14 protein-coding genes are annotated in these 14,621 nt (G+C 63.2%); 4 read left to right on the forward strand and 10 right to left on the reverse strand.

Going from position 1 to position 14,621, the window contains the following annotated elements:
* Position 1: 1 nt before the first annotated feature.
* Genes C5P05_RS22925 through C5P05_RS22940 form a run of 4 tightly spaced genes read left to right on the forward strand, consistent with a single transcriptional unit; the run spans position 2 to position 4,072 of the window.
* Positions 2-949, forward strand: a complete 948-nt coding sequence (locus C5P05_RS22925) for a D-2-hydroxyacid dehydrogenase (protein WP_157979434.1) — start codon at positions 2-4, stop codon at positions 947-949.
* Entirely contained in the window at positions 946-1,914 is a 969-nt protein-coding gene (locus C5P05_RS22930) for a D-2-hydroxyacid dehydrogenase (protein ID WP_114972169.1), read from the forward strand. Before C5P05_RS22925 ends, C5P05_RS22930 begins: the two co-directional genes overlap by 4 nt.
* Before the next feature lie 8 nt (positions 1,915-1,922).
* Positions 1,923-3,155, forward strand: a complete 1,233-nt coding sequence (locus tag C5P05_RS22935; protein WP_114972170.1) for a hypothetical protein — start codon at positions 1,923-1,925, stop codon at positions 3,153-3,155.
* On the forward strand, positions 3,152-4,072 hold the full coding sequence (locus C5P05_RS22940; RefSeq protein WP_157979435.1) for an NAD-dependent epimerase/dehydratase family protein: 921 nt from the start codon (positions 3,152-3,154) through the stop codon (positions 4,070-4,072). Before C5P05_RS22935 ends, C5P05_RS22940 begins: the two co-directional genes overlap by 4 nt.
* 74 nt (positions 4,073-4,146) lie before the next feature.
* Here the strand turns inward: C5P05_RS22940 and C5P05_RS22945 are convergent, their stop codons facing one another.
* The 10 genes from C5P05_RS22945 to C5P05_RS22990 form a co-directional block, all read right to left on the reverse strand.
* The gene (locus C5P05_RS22945; RefSeq protein ID WP_114972172.1) at positions 4,147-5,157 is read right to left on the reverse strand and encodes a TRAP transporter substrate-binding protein; all 1,011 of its coding nucleotides are present in this window, start codon (positions 5,155-5,157) and stop codon (positions 4,147-4,149) included.
* A 42-nt stretch (positions 5,158-5,199) separates the two neighbouring features.
* Entirely contained in the window at positions 5,200-6,498 is a 1,299-nt protein-coding gene (locus C5P05_RS22950) for a TRAP transporter large permease subunit (protein WP_114972173.1), read from the reverse strand.
* Complete coding sequence (locus C5P05_RS22955; RefSeq protein WP_232834632.1) at positions 6,495-7,052, reverse strand: TRAP transporter small permease; 558 nt, start codon at positions 7,050-7,052, stop codon at positions 6,495-6,497. Before C5P05_RS22955 ends, C5P05_RS22950 begins: the two co-directional genes overlap by 4 nt.
* Before the next feature lie 63 nt (positions 7,053-7,115).
* Entirely contained in the window at positions 7,116-8,087 is a 972-nt protein-coding gene (locus tag C5P05_RS22960) for an ornithine cyclodeaminase family protein (protein WP_114972175.1), read from the reverse strand.
* Positions 8,088-8,111: 24 nt separating this feature from the next.
* Positions 8,112-9,251, reverse strand: coding sequence for a DSD1 family PLP-dependent enzyme (locus C5P05_RS22965; RefSeq protein ID WP_114972176.1), 1,140 nt, complete (start codon positions 9,249-9,251; stop codon positions 8,112-8,114).
* Position 9,252: 1 nt separating this feature from the next.
* The gene (locus C5P05_RS22970) at positions 9,253-10,719 is read right to left on the reverse strand and encodes an N-acyl-D-amino-acid deacylase family protein (RefSeq protein WP_114972177.1); all 1,467 of its coding nucleotides are present in this window, start codon (positions 10,717-10,719) and stop codon (positions 9,253-9,255) included.
* A gap of 25 nt (positions 10,720-10,744) precedes the next feature.
* A complete protein-coding gene (locus C5P05_RS22975) occupies positions 10,745-11,650 on the reverse strand; it encodes an NAD(P)-dependent oxidoreductase (protein ID WP_114972178.1) in 906 nt (301 codons plus the stop codon).
* A gap of 29 nt (positions 11,651-11,679) precedes the next feature.
* Positions 11,680-12,402 (reverse strand): aldolase, encoded by a 723-nt coding sequence (locus C5P05_RS22980; RefSeq protein WP_114972179.1) that lies wholly within the window; start codon positions 12,400-12,402, stop codon positions 11,680-11,682.
* Positions 12,399-13,514 (reverse strand): DSD1 family PLP-dependent enzyme, encoded by a 1,116-nt coding sequence (locus C5P05_RS22985; RefSeq protein WP_114972180.1) that lies wholly within the window; start codon positions 13,512-13,514, stop codon positions 12,399-12,401. The genes C5P05_RS22980 and C5P05_RS22985 overlap by 4 nt, the downstream gene beginning before the upstream one ends.
* Before the next feature lie 22 nt (positions 13,515-13,536).
* Complete coding sequence (locus C5P05_RS22990) at positions 13,537-14,508, reverse strand: Bug family tripartite tricarboxylate transporter substrate binding protein (protein WP_114972181.1); 972 nt, start codon at positions 14,506-14,508, stop codon at positions 13,537-13,539.
* Positions 14,509-14,621 lie beyond the last annotated feature (113 nt).

Genomic DNA, 14,621 nt, shown 5'->3' on the forward strand with positions numbered 1-14,621 from the left:
AATGCCCGAACTCCACGTCGTCCTGCATCCCCGCCACCCGCCGGCGGTCGATACCTTCTTGCGGGGAATCCCCGAGATCGTGCTGCACTGTCCCGCCGACGAGGAGGGGGTGATCCGCGCCCTCAACAACGGTGCGCAGGTGCTGGTCACCTTCATCTGGCGGGACGCTTTTCTGACGCCATCGCTCAAATGGATCGCTGGCACAGGCGCAGGGACCGAGCAGTATCCGCTGGATGTGTTGAGCTCGCACCATGTCGTCTTGACGACTGCGGCCGGGGTCCACTCGGATTGCGTGGCAGAGCATGCTTTCAGCCTCCTGCTCGCACTGACGCGCCGCATCGGCGAGTCCGTGCGAAACATGACGCAGCACCATTGGGGAGCGCTGGTCGGCGAAGAGTTGGCGGGCAAGAAGCTCGGTATCGTCGGCCTCGGCCGGATCGGCGAGGGAGTGGCCCGGCGCGCCCAGAACTGGGGAATGTCCATCACCGGCGTAAAGCGCCATCCAGACCAATACCAGGGCTGCCTGACTGACGTGCGCGGCGTTGACCAGATGGCGGCTGTATGCGAATGGGCGGACATCCTGCTGCTCGCTGCCCCCGCGACCCCGGATCGTCGCCCCCTGGTCGGAGAACGCGAGCTCGAACTCCTGGGCGCCGGATGGATCGTCAACGTGGGGCGCGGCAGCCTGATCGATGAGGCGGCCTTGATCCGTGCCTTGAGGTCCGGCGGCCTGCGCGGCGCCGGGCTCGACGTGACGGCCATAGAACCGCTCCCGACTGGGTCGCCGCTCTGGGACCTGCCCAACGTCGTGCTCAGCGCCCACAACGCCGGCGACAGTCCGGGCTACGGACGTCGCTGGGGCGTCATCTTCGCGCAGAACCTGTTGGCCTTCGCGGGAGCCGCCGACTGGCGCAATCAGGTCACCGGGCTGCCTGGAGGTGCGCGATGACCCGAGATCTGGTCATGCTGCCGCCCCTGGATGAGACGACGCAGGCTTGGGCCGACGCGGTCGCGCAGGCCGCGCCCGGCTTGCGCGTGTGCGTCGCCCCGGACCGGGCCGCCGCGCTGCGACTGCTGCCGCAAGCCGAGGCGGCGTTCGGCACCCTGGATGCCGAACTGCTGTCAGTGGCCGACAAGCTGCAATGGCTGCAGGCACCAATGGCCGCGCCGCCAGCCGGTTTTTTCTTTCCGGAATTGGTCGCACACCCCGTCCAGGTCACCAATTTCAGAGGCATTTACAACGACCACGTGGCCACGCACGCCGTGGCCATGCTGCTCGCCCTGGCCCGCGGCCTGCCGCGCTACATGCGCCAGCAAACCCGGGGCGAGTGGATCCGGCATCTGGCGGACGAGGACATCCTGCACCTGCCGCAGAGCACCGTGCTTGTGGTCGGCGTCGGCGGTATCGGGGCCGAGATCGCCCGCCTGGTCAGCGCCTTTGGCGCCAAAGTAATCGGCGTCGATCCGCGACGGACCGATCGGCCCGAAGGGATGGCAGAAATCCATCCACCGCAGGCGCTTGACCGACTGCTGGCGACGGCCGATGCGGTGATCCTGACCTTGCCGCACACCCCCGAAAGCGAAGGCCTCATCAATGCCGCGCGCCTCGCGCTGATGCGCCCGCGTGCCCTGCTGGTCAACATCGGGCGGGGTGCCACCGTGCAGCTGGATGCGGTGGTGCAGGCACTGCGGCAGCAGCGGCTGGGCGGGGCCGCGCTTGATGTGTTCGAGCAGGAGCCCCTGCCCAGCGACCATCCGCTGTGGCAGGAGCCGCGCGCCTTGCTGACGCCCCATGTGGCGGTGGTCGGCCCTTATATCGTCGAACGCCGACTGGCCGTTCTCTGTGACAACGCGCAGCGCTTCGAATCCGGGCGAGCACTGCTTAACGTTGTCGACAAAGCCCTCTGGTACTAGGAAGCGCCATGCGATCTTCGGTCTATGTTTTTGGAACGGATCTGTTGCACGAGGGCTATGACGCCGTGCTCGACAACCTGCAGCAACGCGGCGGTGTCGATGGCGTGGCGCTGTCCGCCACCTACCATGACGCGCGCGACGTGTTCGCGCACAATCCGAAGTTCCATGTTTACCGCAACGAGGGCGATGTCGCCTGGTTCGCGCCTGAACAGCACCGCTACACCAGCGGCCTCACCCCGCGGATGGCCGCGGCGGCGGGTGGCGTGGATGTGCTGTCGGAATTGTGCGCACGAACGCGGCGGCGGGGACTGGCCGTGGACGCCTGGACAATTTTTCTGCACAACTCCGTATTGGCGACGCAGCACCCCGACTGTGCGACCCGCAACGTCTATGGCGACCCCTACCTGACCGATCTGTGCCCCGCCAACCCGCGCGTGCGCGCTTACTGTCGCGAGCTGGCCGGGGACATCGCGCGCTACCCGGTCCGGCGGCTGCTGGCAGAGAGCCTGCACTACCGCCCCCTGGAACACGGCGAACATCACGAGCGTTACCTCATTGACCTGCCGGCCGAGGCGCGGACCCTGCTGTCGCAGTGCTTCTGTCAGCACTGCCGCGCAGCGGGGGAGCGTGCGGGTGTCGCGGTCGAGGCGCTGGCGGCAGCCGCACGCGCCGCCCTGGAGCCGGTCTGGCTTGGGACCTTGCCTCCGGTGCAGACCGCGCCGCTCCTCAGCGAGACCGGGCAGGCGGAGCTGGCCAAGTACGTCGCGACGCGCACGGTCGTGGTCACGAGCCTCGTGGCAGAAGTCCGTGCGGCAATGGCGCCCGCCGGGGTGGCGCTCACCTTCATCGATCACGCGGGGGCGATGTCGCACGTCATGCACGGAACAAGCGCGGACGACGAGGTGACGGCGTCATCGCGCAAGCTCGGGATCGACCCGGTCGCCGTGGCCGCCGCCTGTGACGAGTTCTCTGTGTTGGGCTACGTAGACACAACGACGCGCCTGCAAGCCCTGCTGGCCGATTACAGGAACTTGCTCGGCCCAGACGCCAGGATCTCGGTGGCCTTGCGCCCGCTGCTGCCGGACTGCCGTCTTGAGGAGAACTTCAACGCCAAGGTGGCCGCGGTGCGTAGCGCGCACGCAACCAGCGTCGAGTTTTACCATTACGCGATGATGCCCCTGAACCGGCTTGACTGGATCAGGTGTGCACTTGCAGACCAGACCATCGGAGAGTCATCATGAAAGTACTAGTCACGGGGGCGGCAGGCCACATGGCCACATTGGCCATGCCGGGACTTGAGGGTCGGCACGACTTGCGACTCACCGACCTGCGAACGCCGGCGCACGTTCCGGCGGGTGCGACGTTCCACCCCATGAGTCTGCTGGACGCGAACGACGCCGAAATGGCAGCGCTGTTCCGGGGCGTGGAAACCGTCATCCACAGTGCCTACATCCCCTCCGCCGAACGAGACGTCTACAGTCTGTTGCCGCCCCAGATCGACCGGTTCGAGGCCGAGTTCAACAACATCCGCATGGCACAGCGCGTATACCGCTGCGCGCTGGAGTCCGGCGTCAAGCGAATCCTGGTTGTCTCTTCAAACCATGCCGCCGACTGGTACGAACACGCCCAAGTCCACCAACGCCGACGCGACATGGTCTATCCAAGCGACCTGCCCCTGTCCGACAACTTCTACGGCTGGGCCAAGGCGTCGTATGAGCTCCTGGCGTACCCTTACGCATGCGGCGTCTTCGGCCGGCAGATCGAGATGGTCATGCTTCGCATCGGCTCGCCCTACCCGCTCGACGTCTCCCGCTTTGAGCCGGACGCGCAGCCGCCCGCGTCCGGGTTGACGCGGCCGAGCGGCCGTGCGGCGTTCAAGCGCGCACTCGGCGCCTACCTGAGTGAGCGGGACTGTGCGGCACTGTTCCGATCGGCACTGGAAGCGAAGCTTGTCTTGCCGGAGGAGGCCGTGCCCTGGGTGATCGCCTACGGCATCTCCGACAACACCAGGGCGTTCTGGTCCCTCGAGACGGCTCGTCGCGTGCTCGGCTACTCTCCGCAGGATGACTCCGAAGTCGTCTACGCGGACGCGGTCCGCAGACTGTTGATGACCGGCGGTACGGGTGCCAGTGGGCGCCTCGGCGCGACCGGTGACTGAAAGAAATTAAAAAGGCCGCCAGAGTTGCCCCTGGCGGCCTGCTATCCACTATCCATCAACGCAGCGCTGCTGGCTCAACCGCCCCGGGCTTTCTTGAGGCCGTCGAGCAACACATTAACCGCCTCGGCGCCGATGACTGGCACGTGCTTGTCGTAGACTGGCTTGATCTTGGCGATCACGCGGGCCTTCTCTGCCTCGGAAAATTCGTTGACTATCATCCCCTTTGACTTGAGGATGGCGAGTGATTTCTCATCCTGCGCGCGGCTGGCATCGCGCTGCACGGTCTGCCCGGCCAATGCCGCTTCACGCAGCACCGCCTGTTCCTGCGGGTTCAGCTGGTCCCACAGCTTCTTGCTGTACAGCACAAAGAACGGTGAGTAGGCATGACGGGTCACTGACAAATACTTCTGCACCTCATTGAGTTTGGAGGTTTCGATCGTGGCAAAGGGATTTTCCTGGCCGTCAATGGTCTTGGTCTCCAGCGCGGTGAACACTTCCCCGAAGGCCATCGGCAAGGGGTTGGCGCCCAGCGTCTTGAAGGTGTCGAGAAAAATGTTGTTCTGCATCACGCGAATTTTGACGCCGTCAAAGTCTTCGACTTTGGCGACCGGGCGCTTGCTGTTGGTCAGGTTGCGAAACCCATTTTCCCAGTAGGCCAGGTTCACCAGGCCAGCGGCTTCCAATTTTTTATTGAAGTATTGACCGGCCGGGCCGTCCAGCACGGTATAGGCCTCTTTTTCATTGGCAAACAGGAATGGCAGGTCAAACGCGCCAAGCTCCTTGACGATGCCGACCAATGCCGAGCCGGACGTGCAGACGATCTCCTGCGTACCCGCGCGCGTCGCCTGGGTAGCCGCCAGGTCACCGCCGGCCGAGCCGCCCCAGAAGGCGTTGATCTTGATCTTGCCGCCGGTTTTGGCGTTGAGTACTTCCTGCATCTTCCTGACGCCGTTGCCGACCGAGTGGTCTTCATTTACGCCATTGGTGAACTTGATGGTGCGCTCGGTGAATTGCGCGAAGGCAGAAGTTGCCACCAGCAAGGCGGCTGCGGCCACGGCGGTGGCCAGGGTTCTACGATTGAACATGCTTGTCTCCTTAAATAAACGACAGGGGTTGGGAAAATGTAGTCATCGCATCCACCACTGCAGTGGCACGGTGACGATGGCGGGGAACAGAACCAGCAGGAACAGCACGGTCAATTGCGCCATCAGGAATGGCAGCACACCCTTGAACGCATCATCCATGCTGATCTTGGCAACGCCACACACGACGTTGAGCACCGTGCCCACCGGCGGCGTGATCAGGCCGATGGCGTTGTTCATGATGAACATGACGCCGAAGTAGACGGGGTCGATGCCGGCCTTGAGCACCAGGGGCATCAGCACCGGCGTCAGGATCAGCACGGTGGGCGTGAAATCCAGCGCCGTGCCAACGGCCACGATCAGCGCCATCATCATGAACATCAGCAGCAGCTTGTTGTCCATGAACGGCGCCATCATGTTGGCGACCTCCGTCGGGATATTGGCCACCGTGATCAGCCAGGCGCTGACCATGGCCGCGGCGACCAGGAACATCACGACCGCGGTTGTCTTGCCGGCGGCCAGGATCACGCCGTACAGTTGCGACCATTTGAGTTCGCGGTAGATGAACATGCCCACGAAAAAGCTGTACACCGCCGCCACGACCGCCGCTTCGGTCGGCGTGAACACGCCAAATTTCATGCCGCCAATGATGACAATCGGCAGCGCCAGCGCGAAGCCGCCCTCGGCCGTGATACGCAGGCGTTCGGGCAGCTTCAGTTGGGGCGCGGGCAACACGTTTTCCCGCTTGGCCAGCCACCACCAGGTCAGGCCGATCGCCAGCCCCATCAGCATACCGGGGACGATGCCGGCGAGAAACAGTTTGGTGATGGAGACATTGCCCGCGACGCCAAAAATAATCATGCCTATTGACGGCGGAATCACCGGCGCGATGATGCCGCCCGAGGCGATCAGTCCCGAGGCCCGGCCCACGTTGTAGCCGGCGGCGCGCATCATCGGGACCAGCAGCGCGGCCAGTGCGGCGGTGTCGGCGACGGCCGAGCCCGACAGTGAGGCCATGATCACCGCGGCAATGACCGTGACGTAACCCAGGCCGCCGCGAAAGTGCCCGACCCAGGCCATGGCCATATTGATAATGCGGCGGCTCAAGCCCCCGGCGTTCATGAATTCACCCGCGAGTAAAAAGAACGGCACCGCCAGCAGCGGGAAGTTGTCGGCGCCTTCGACAAAGCGCTGCGCCAGAATCTGGCTGTCAAAAGTCACCAAGCCACTGGTGGCCCCCAGGAACGCCATCAGAGCGACACCGCAGACCAGCAGCGCATAGGCGATCGGCATGCCGATGGCCATGGCGGCCAGCAAGCTGAAAACAAAGACGCTGACGGTCATGCCCTGGCCTCTTGCATTTGTTTTTCGACATCGGCCAAGCCTTCGGTCTCGACCACCTGCACCAGATCGTCATCGCTGATCTGTCCAGTCAACAGGCGATACATCACATTGAGATTGATGATGCCCATCACCACACTGACCACGTAGCCGATGCCATAAATCCAGATCATGGAGAGGCCGGCCACCGGCGACACATTGGTCACCTGCAGGTCATGCATTTTCCAGGTGCCCAGAAAAAACAGCCCATTGCACAGCAGCATCAGGCTCTCGCTCAGGAACAGGCACACTTGCTTGCCCATCACCGGCAGGTGTTTGACCAGCGTATCAACGCCCAGATGACCGCCCTCATGCATGGCCACCATGGCCCCGATGTAGGTCAGCCAGATGAAGCAGTAGCGCGACATTTCATCGGAGATCAGGAGGCTGGAATTGAAACCATAGCGCAGCACCACATTGCCGAACACCATGACCACCATCGCCACCATGCACAGCACCACCAGCAGCTCCAGCAGTTTGAAGAACCAGTGAATCGAATCGTCAATTATTTTTTGCAAGTACATCTCCCGCTTGTTGTCTGGTTTGTTTTCTCGAGCCGTCGTTCTGGCGTGACGGATCGATCAATACGCGACCCGCGAACCCAGCCCCTGCTCGGTGGCCAGGCGCACGGCGAGGTCGGCCACAACCAGGTCCTGCAAGGCCACACCGGTGCCATCGAAAAGAGTGATTTCCTCTGCGCTGCGCCGTCCCCCGCAGAGCCCCGCGATGACCGCGCCAATGCTGCCGCGCAGGCTCTGCAGCGTGATCAGCCCGGCGTTATAGGCATGCTGGCATTCGCCAATGGTGATGGCCTGAGCGGCTTCATCCACGAACAAGGCCGCGCTCGCCACCAGCGCCGCATCCAATTCCTGCTTGCCTTTGGTGTCGGCCCCCATGGCGCTGATATGGGTGCCGGCACGGACCCAGGATTTCTCGACCAAGGCCCGCTGCGACGGCGTCACGGTGATCAGAATGTCAACATTGGCCGCCACGGCCTGGCAGTCGGTTTGCGGCGCATATTCGAGTCCCAGCTCCTCGACTGTGCGGCCGAAACTCGCAAGATTTTCCGCCGACGGATCCCAGGCATAGACTTTGCGGATCGGGCGCACGGCCAGCGTGGCACGCAACTGGTACACCGACTGGACGCCGGTGCCGAGAATACCGAGCACGCTGCTATCCGGGCGCGACAGGTACTTGGTGGCGATGGCGCTGGCAGCGCCGGTGCGCACCCCGGTCAGGTAATTGGCGCTGACCAGGGCCGAAGCGCGACCGGTTTCCGGATCAAACAACACCGTGGAAGATTGGTGATTGGTCAGACCCCGGGCCAGGTTGTGAGGCCAGTAGCCACCGGCCTTGAGGCCGAGGATGGGGGCGCTGGTGTCACAGCCGGTCTTGACGCCAAACACGGCATCCTGATAACCCACTACTTCACGCACGACCGGGTAGTTGTGGGCCAGGCCGCGCGCCATGGCGACGAATGATTTTTCGACGGCGGCGATGACGTCCTCAACACCCACCAGGGTGCGAGCGTCCTGTTCAGAAATAATTAACATCGGGTGATCCTTTGGTTGCTGGCTTTACCAGCCGCTGAAACGCGGCCAAGTCGCGGTGATCTCGTGGTTCGTCCCCAGCACGTTGTAGTGGCCGTACTGGGCTGCGGTGGAACACACATGGTTGGGCAGGATCCGCACCTGGGTGCCCACGGGCAGATGCAGCGTGCTGTCCGTCTTGCCGGATCGATGCGCCATGATGCCGTGCTCCTGATTGGCGCCCACCAGAATGAAGTCGTCCAGCGGCCGGCCATCAAGGTCACAGACAACGCCATAGCCCTGGTCCAAGGGCTGTTTCTCGGTGCCGCGGTCGCGCGACATGGCCATCCATCCTGCATCCAAAATAGTCCAGCCTTTTTCGCGCTGATGCCCGATCACCGTGGCCAGAACCGACACGGCAATGTCGTCCAGCTGGCAGACATTCAGGCCCGCCATCACCAGGTCGAAGAAGACAAATACGCCGGCACGCACCTCGGTCACGCCCTCCAGATGTTCGGCGAACAGCGCGGTCGGCGTCGAGCCCATGCTGACCACTGGGCACGCCATGCCTGCCGCGCGCAATCGCTCAGCCGCTTGCACGATCGCGGCACGCTCCTGCTCGGCCATGGCGCGGATCGCGTCCAGAGATCGGCAATCGTAGGAACTTCCCGCATGGGTGAGCACGCCCTTGACCGTGATCCCGGCGCTCTCCAGGAATTGGCCGATTTCGACGAGCTCGCTGGAGTCCGGTGCAATGCCCGAACGGTGACCGTCCGAATCGATCTCGATGAGGACGTCGAAGTGCCGCTGGGCCGCCTTGGCGCGTTCGGCCAGAAACCGGGCCGCCTCCATGCTGTCCAGGAGGAGCGACAGCTGGACGCCCTTGTCTTGCAGGGCCATCACATGGTCCAGCTTGTTCGGCGCGATGCAGACGGCGTACAGGATGTCCTTGACCCCGTGCGCCGCGAAATACTCGGCCTCCAGCAAGGTAGAAACCGTGATCGGGCCTTGTGGTGTTTCCATGGTCCGACGCGCCACGTCGATGGACTTGTTGGTCTTGACGTGCGGTCTGAAGGCCACGCCCAGGCTGCGCAAATGGCTGCGCATGCGCTCGATGTTGCGATCCATCCGAGCCTCGTCCAGCAGCAGTGCCGGCGTCTCGAGTTGTTCCAAAACTTGTTTCGACATGTCAGATTCCTGTTCCTTGTGTTTCGCGCGCCAGCACCCGCCCCGGGCGCGCGCCGGTCGAGCGGCCCTCGCGCCAGACCACGGCGCCATTGACGATTACCGTGTCGATGCCGCGGGCCGGCGCAATTGGTTTTTCATAGGTGGCGACCTCGTCCACCGTGTCGGCGTCGAACAGGGTCAGGTCGGCGTAGGCGCCTTCCTTCAGCACGCCGCGGTCCTTCAGGCCAAAGTTCTTGGCCGTCAGGCCGGTCATCTTGTAGACGGCAGTCTCCAGCGAAAACAGCCCGAGCAGGCGGCCGTAGTGGCCCAGCACGCGCGGGAAACTGCCCCACAGGCGCGGATGCGGCGCCGCGTCGTGCGGCAGGCCGTCGGAGCCGATCATGGTCTGGTCGAACTTCAGGATGCGCTGCACATCGGCCTCGTCCATCCTGAAATAGATCGCGCCAGCAGGTAGCAGGCGTTGCACCGCTTCCTCCTGGGAGACGCCCATCTTTGTCGCGATATCGGCCAGGTCCTGGCCGGCATACTCAGGCAGCGTCTTGGACCAGCTGACAATGACGCGCGTGGAACTCGCCGCCCGGTCCACCGACAGAATGGTAGAGCCGGCCGTATAGGGATAGCAGTCCAGGCAGATCGGCTGCTTGGCCATGTTTTTCTCAATGAAGGACAGGGTTTCCTCGGAGCGCCCGTAGTTCGCCTGCCCCACCACCTTGTGGTGCGAGATCACCACCGGCACCCCGACCTCGCGGCCGATGCGAAAGCTTTCTTCCAGCGAGTCAATCACCCGGTCCGCCTCGTCGCGCATATGGGTGCAATACAGGCCGTTGAATGCCTTGAGCGGGCGGCAGATCTCGATCACTTCCTCGGTCGGCGCGGCAATCGCCGGCTCGTAGAACAGGCCGGTGGAGACGCCGATGGCACCGGCGCGCATGGCCTCATCAACCAGCGCGCGCATGGCGCTAATCTCGGTCGCACTCGCCGGCAGCGTGAGGTCATTCATGGTGGCCACGCGCAAGGTGGTGTGTCCCACCAGCATGGCGCAGTTGGTGGCGGCCGGATGGGCCCGCAATGCATCTAGGTAGGCGCCGAAACTGGGGAAGCGGAACCATTCGCCCTCGCCGTCGAGCAGGTTCAGCGGCGGCGTGACCGGGTCGGGGATCGGGCGCGGCATCGGCGCCAGCGAGACGCCGCAGTTGCCACCAATCACCGTGGTTATCCCCTGGCTAACCTTGGGCGCCATGTCGGGACTGGACAGCATCAAGCGGTCATCGTGGGTGTGCGCGTCGATGAAGCCCGGCGCCGCAATGCGACCGGCCAGATCAATCTCCAGCGCGCCGTGCAGCTTGGAGAGGTCGCCAATGCGCGCGATGCGCTCGCCGCGAATGCCGATGTCACCCGTGAAGCGGGGCGCACCGGTGCCATCGACGATGCTGGCGTTGCGGATCAGTAAGTCAAATTTTTCTTGCATCAGAGGCCTTTGGGTTGATGAATTTCTATTGGCCGCACGGCGGCGCACCGTGCATCTGGCACAGGATGTTGAGCAGTTCAGGAATCATTTTTTCGCCCCCGCCCACGTTGGAAGCGGTGACATAGGTTTGATGCACCGCCTCGCCGACAAAGGCGCCGACCTGAAGGTCTTCTGCCATGTGGGTGAAGTAGCGCAGGTCCTTGCCGGCATTGATCAGCGAGAACAACATGCTGCCCGGCTCCCCGCTGTCGAGAAAGGGCATCAGTCGCTTCAGGACTGCGCTATCGCCGCCACCAGTGGCCAGCACCTGGGTCAGCACTTTGCGATCGACCCCGGCCTTGCCGGCACAGGTATAGGCTTCAGCCAGCAGGGCCAGCGTACCCAGGGAAATGTAGTTGTGCAGTAGCTTCATGCGATGGCCGGAACCCACATCGCCACCGATGTAGATATTTTCGGAATAGGCCTCGACCAGCGGACGAATCTCTGCCAGCGTGGCGGCATCGCCACCGAGCATGGTATTGACACAGCCATCTTCGGCGTGCTGCGAGGTTCGGGTCATCGGGGCGTCGACATAACGCCCGCCGCACGCCTGCACCGCCGCCGCCACCTTGACCGTCGACACCGGGTCGGCCGTCGTGCCATCCACGACGATGGCCCCCGCCCGCAAGCCTTCCAGCAGCCCGTCCGAGCCATAGACACAGGCTTCGACCTGGGGCGATCCGGTGACACACATGAACACCACATCGGCCGCCGCCGCCACCTCTTTGGCGGTCGCCACCGTTTGTGCCCCCATCTCTATCAGGTCATTGATCGGCTGGTTGCCGGGATGATCCAGCAGGGTCATGGCGTGCCCCTGTTTGAGCAGATTTTTTGCCAAGCCATGGCCCATGAGACCGACACCGATAAAACCAAGTTTTCTGTTGCCAGACATGTTCATTCCTTTTGTAGTCTCGTGTTCGATCAGCTCGCATATTCGGGATGCTCGTGATCGAGCTTGCGGCGCAGCGCATCAAGATGCAGCCGTGCCCAGTGCTCGCGCTCACGCCCGAACTGATTCACCGTTTTTTTCGCAATATCGTGTGGGACCAGCCGCAGCGGCCGGTTGCAACTCATGGCCTTGACCTGCAACTCTGCCGCGCGCTCCAGGTAATAGAGCCGATCAAAGGCCTGGGCAACCGAAGCCCCAACCACGATCACGCCATGGTGCGCAAGGAAGAGAACATGTTTGTCGCCCATCTGGCGGGCAATGCGCTCCCCTTCGGCTCGATCATGGGCCAGGCCGTTATAGCTGTCGTCGTAAGCGACATCCTCATAGAAGCGCAAGGCCTCCTGCGAAGCCGGCTCCAGCCGGCCGTTTTCGAGCATCGTGAGCGCCGTCGCGTAAGGCATGTGCGTATGCAGTACACAGTGCGCCTCGGGATGAATGGCATGGATTTGCGCATGGATATTGAATGCAGCAAAGCCGCCGTCGCGTCCGCCGAGTTGTTCGACGCCATGCTCGTCAACCAGCATCAGCTCGCTCGCCCGGGCTTCGGAAAAGTACATGCCCCACGGGTTGAGCAAAAACAACAGGGGCTCAGTACTCACCCTCAGACTGAAATGGCTGCAGACGCCGGCCTGCCCGCTGAACATGGCGGCGCCACGGAAAACGGCCGCGAGATCCTTGCGCTGCTCCATGTTCATAGCAACGCGCCGCGCGCGGCAATGGGCCAGAGCGCCTCGACTCGTCCGCCGCGCACGCAGATCAGGTCGTCATACAGGTTGACGGTCGGGTCGCAATGACCGGGTACCAGCATCAGTTGCTCGCCCAGGGAGAGCGCGGCCGCGTCGGCGGTACTCAACACACCATGCTCATCGGCGGCCTTCACATAGCGCAAATCAGGTCGCTGCCACACGGTGGGCAGGCCCGAGTCCACACTGGACGCCTTCAAGCCGGCGTCAACCACGGCATGCGTGGCGGTGGTCCGACTCATGACGCTGGTGCGCACAAACAAGGCATGTTCGAACGCGATGTCGCCGTCCCCCAGTTGGTTGTCGCCATAGTCGCGGTCCATGAAGACATAGGAGCCGGCCTGGATTTCGTTGAAGACGCCAGAGTCGCGCTCATGCACGAAGCTGCCCGTGCCCGCACCCGTGACACGCTCGACGGCGATGCCGCAAGCCTCAATGGCCTGGCGGGTTATGCGTGCGGCCTCAACAGCGCTGCCGATGGCTGCGGCACGGTCTTGCGGCGCGCGCAGATGCTGAGCGGGACCGTGGTAGCACTGCAAGCCTGCAAAGCGCAGCGACGCACTGGCCGCAATCTGCTTCGCCAGCCGCACCGCATCTTCTCCGGGGGCAACACCGCAGCGGTTCGCGCCGACATTGACCTCGACATAGACATCCAGTGTCACCGCATGGGCTTGCGCCGCCGCAGCCAGCGCCTGCACCTGCTGCGGGTGATCGACCAGCACGCCCATGCGCGCGGTGCGCGCCAATGCCACCAGATGGCGCAGCTTGACGTCGCCCATCACCTCATTGGTGACCAGCACATCCTGGATGCCAGCCCCCACAAACACCGCCGCTTCGCTGACCTTCTGGCAGCAGATGCCAACCGCGCCCAGCGCCACCTGACGCAGGGCAATCTGCGGGCACTTGTGGCTCTTGGCATGCGCGCGCAGGCGCACGTTGCGTCCGCGCAGCGCCTCAACCATGCGCGCCAGATTGCGTTCGAACGCATCAAGATCCAGAAGAAGGGCCGGCGTATCGATCGCGCCGATCAGATCGCCGGGTTGGGCAGCTTGCCAGGGGCTCATAAGGGGAAATCCAGTTAAAAGGTCAGTCGACCTTGGCGCCGGAGAACTTGATCACCTTGGCCCATTTTTCGGTCTCACGACGCGAGAGCTCGCGGAACTCCTCGGGCGTGGTGGGGTCCGTGTCAGCACCCAGCGCCTTGAAGCGATCGCGCACCGCCGGACTCGCCAATGCGGTGCGAATTTCTGCATTGAGTCGGGTCACGATGTCCTTGGGCAAGTTGGCCGGTCCGACAATGCCACCCCACGCCACGACCTCGAAGCCCGGCACGCCGGATTCAGCAATGGTCGGAATGTCCGGGTAGGCAGGCGAGCGCTGGCTGGACGAAATACCCAGGGCCCGCACCCGGCCGGCCTGGGCATGCGGACCGGACACCGGCGTGTTGATCATCATGAGCTGGACGCCGCCGCCGATCAGGTCGGTGATGGCTGCCGTCGCGGCCCGGTAGGGCACATGCAGCAAATGGGTGCCGGTCATGGACTTGAACAGCTCCACGCCCAGATGGGCCGTGGTGCCATTGCCGTCCGATGCAAAAGCCAACTTGCCCGGATTCTTCTTGGCATAGGCGATCAGCTCGGGCACGTTCTTCACGGGCACGCTGTTGTTCACAATCATGATGTTGGACAGGCGCAGTGTGTTGGAGATCAGCGTCAAGTCCTTGTCCACGTCGTACGGCACATTGGCCAGCAGCGAGCGGTTGGTGGCCAACGAGACCACGTTGCCGTAGGCCAGCGTGTAGCCGTCGGCGGGTGAACGGATCAGGTCCATGGTGCCGATCAGATAGGAGCCACCCGGTTTGTTGTCTATCACGATCGGCACGCCCATTTGCTGGGACAGCTGTAAGGCCAAGCTGCGCATCAGAACGTCGGGCGCACCGCCTGCGGCCGACGGCACGATCAGACGGATCGGCTTGTCAGGATAGGCCGCAAGGCCCGGCATGGCCACAGCCGCCAGCGCAGCAAAGGCAAGATTGAGCAGCAGAAAGCGTTTGCGCATGATACGGACCCCCTAAAAAAATGAATCAACAGGTCATAAAACATGACTCGAAGAATAATTTTAGGACTGGCATTGATAAAAAGAAACTAACTCACGCTACATCAATAGTTTAG

Source organism: Rhodoferax ferrireducens, from assembly GCF_003347515.1.
In the GTDB taxonomy this organism is placed as follows: domain Bacteria; phylum Pseudomonadota; class Gammaproteobacteria; order Burkholderiales; family Burkholderiaceae_C; genus Rhodoferax.

Excerpts from the sequence above, each read along its gene's own strand:
- C5P05_RS22925 (WP_157979434.1), top strand. The coding sequence starts at position 2 with ATGCCCGAACTCCACGTCGTCCTGCATCCCCGCCACCCGCCGGCGGTC.
- C5P05_RS22930 (WP_114972169.1), top strand. The coding sequence starts at position 946 with ATGACCCGAGATCTGGTCATGCTGCCGCCCCTGGATGAGACGACGCAG.
- C5P05_RS22935 (WP_114972170.1), top strand. The coding sequence starts at position 1,923 with ATGCGATCTTCGGTCTATGTTTTTGGAACGGATCTGTTGCACGAGGGC.
- C5P05_RS22940 (WP_157979435.1), top strand. The coding sequence starts at position 3,152 with ATGAAAGTACTAGTCACGGGGGCGGCAGGCCACATGGCCACATTGGCC.
- C5P05_RS22945 (WP_114972172.1), bottom strand. The coding sequence starts at position 5,157 with ATGTTCAATCGTAGAACCCTGGCCACCGCCGTGGCCGCAGCCGCCTTG.
- C5P05_RS22950 (WP_114972173.1), bottom strand. The coding sequence starts at position 6,498 with ATGACCGTCAGCGTCTTTGTTTTCAGCTTGCTGGCCGCCATGGCCATC.
- C5P05_RS22960 (WP_114972175.1), bottom strand. The coding sequence starts at position 8,087 with ATGTTAATTATTTCTGAACAGGACGCTCGCACCCTGGTGGGTGTTGAG.
- C5P05_RS22965 (WP_114972176.1), bottom strand. The coding sequence starts at position 9,251 with ATGTCGAAACAAGTTTTGGAACAACTCGAGACGCCGGCACTGCTGCTG.
- C5P05_RS22970 (WP_114972177.1), bottom strand. The coding sequence starts at position 10,719 with ATGCAAGAAAAATTTGACTTACTGATCCGCAACGCCAGCATCGTCGAT.
- C5P05_RS22975 (WP_114972178.1), bottom strand. The coding sequence starts at position 11,650 with ATGTCTGGCAACAGAAAACTTGGTTTTATCGGTGTCGGTCTCATGGGC.
- C5P05_RS22980 (WP_114972179.1), bottom strand. The coding sequence starts at position 12,402 with ATGAACATGGAGCAGCGCAAGGATCTCGCGGCCGTTTTCCGTGGCGCC.
- C5P05_RS22985 (WP_114972180.1), bottom strand. The coding sequence starts at position 13,514 with ATGAGCCCCTGGCAAGCTGCCCAACCCGGCGATCTGATCGGCGCGATC.
- C5P05_RS22990 (WP_114972181.1), bottom strand. The coding sequence starts at position 14,508 with ATGCGCAAACGCTTTCTGCTGCTCAATCTTGCCTTTGCTGCGCTGGCG.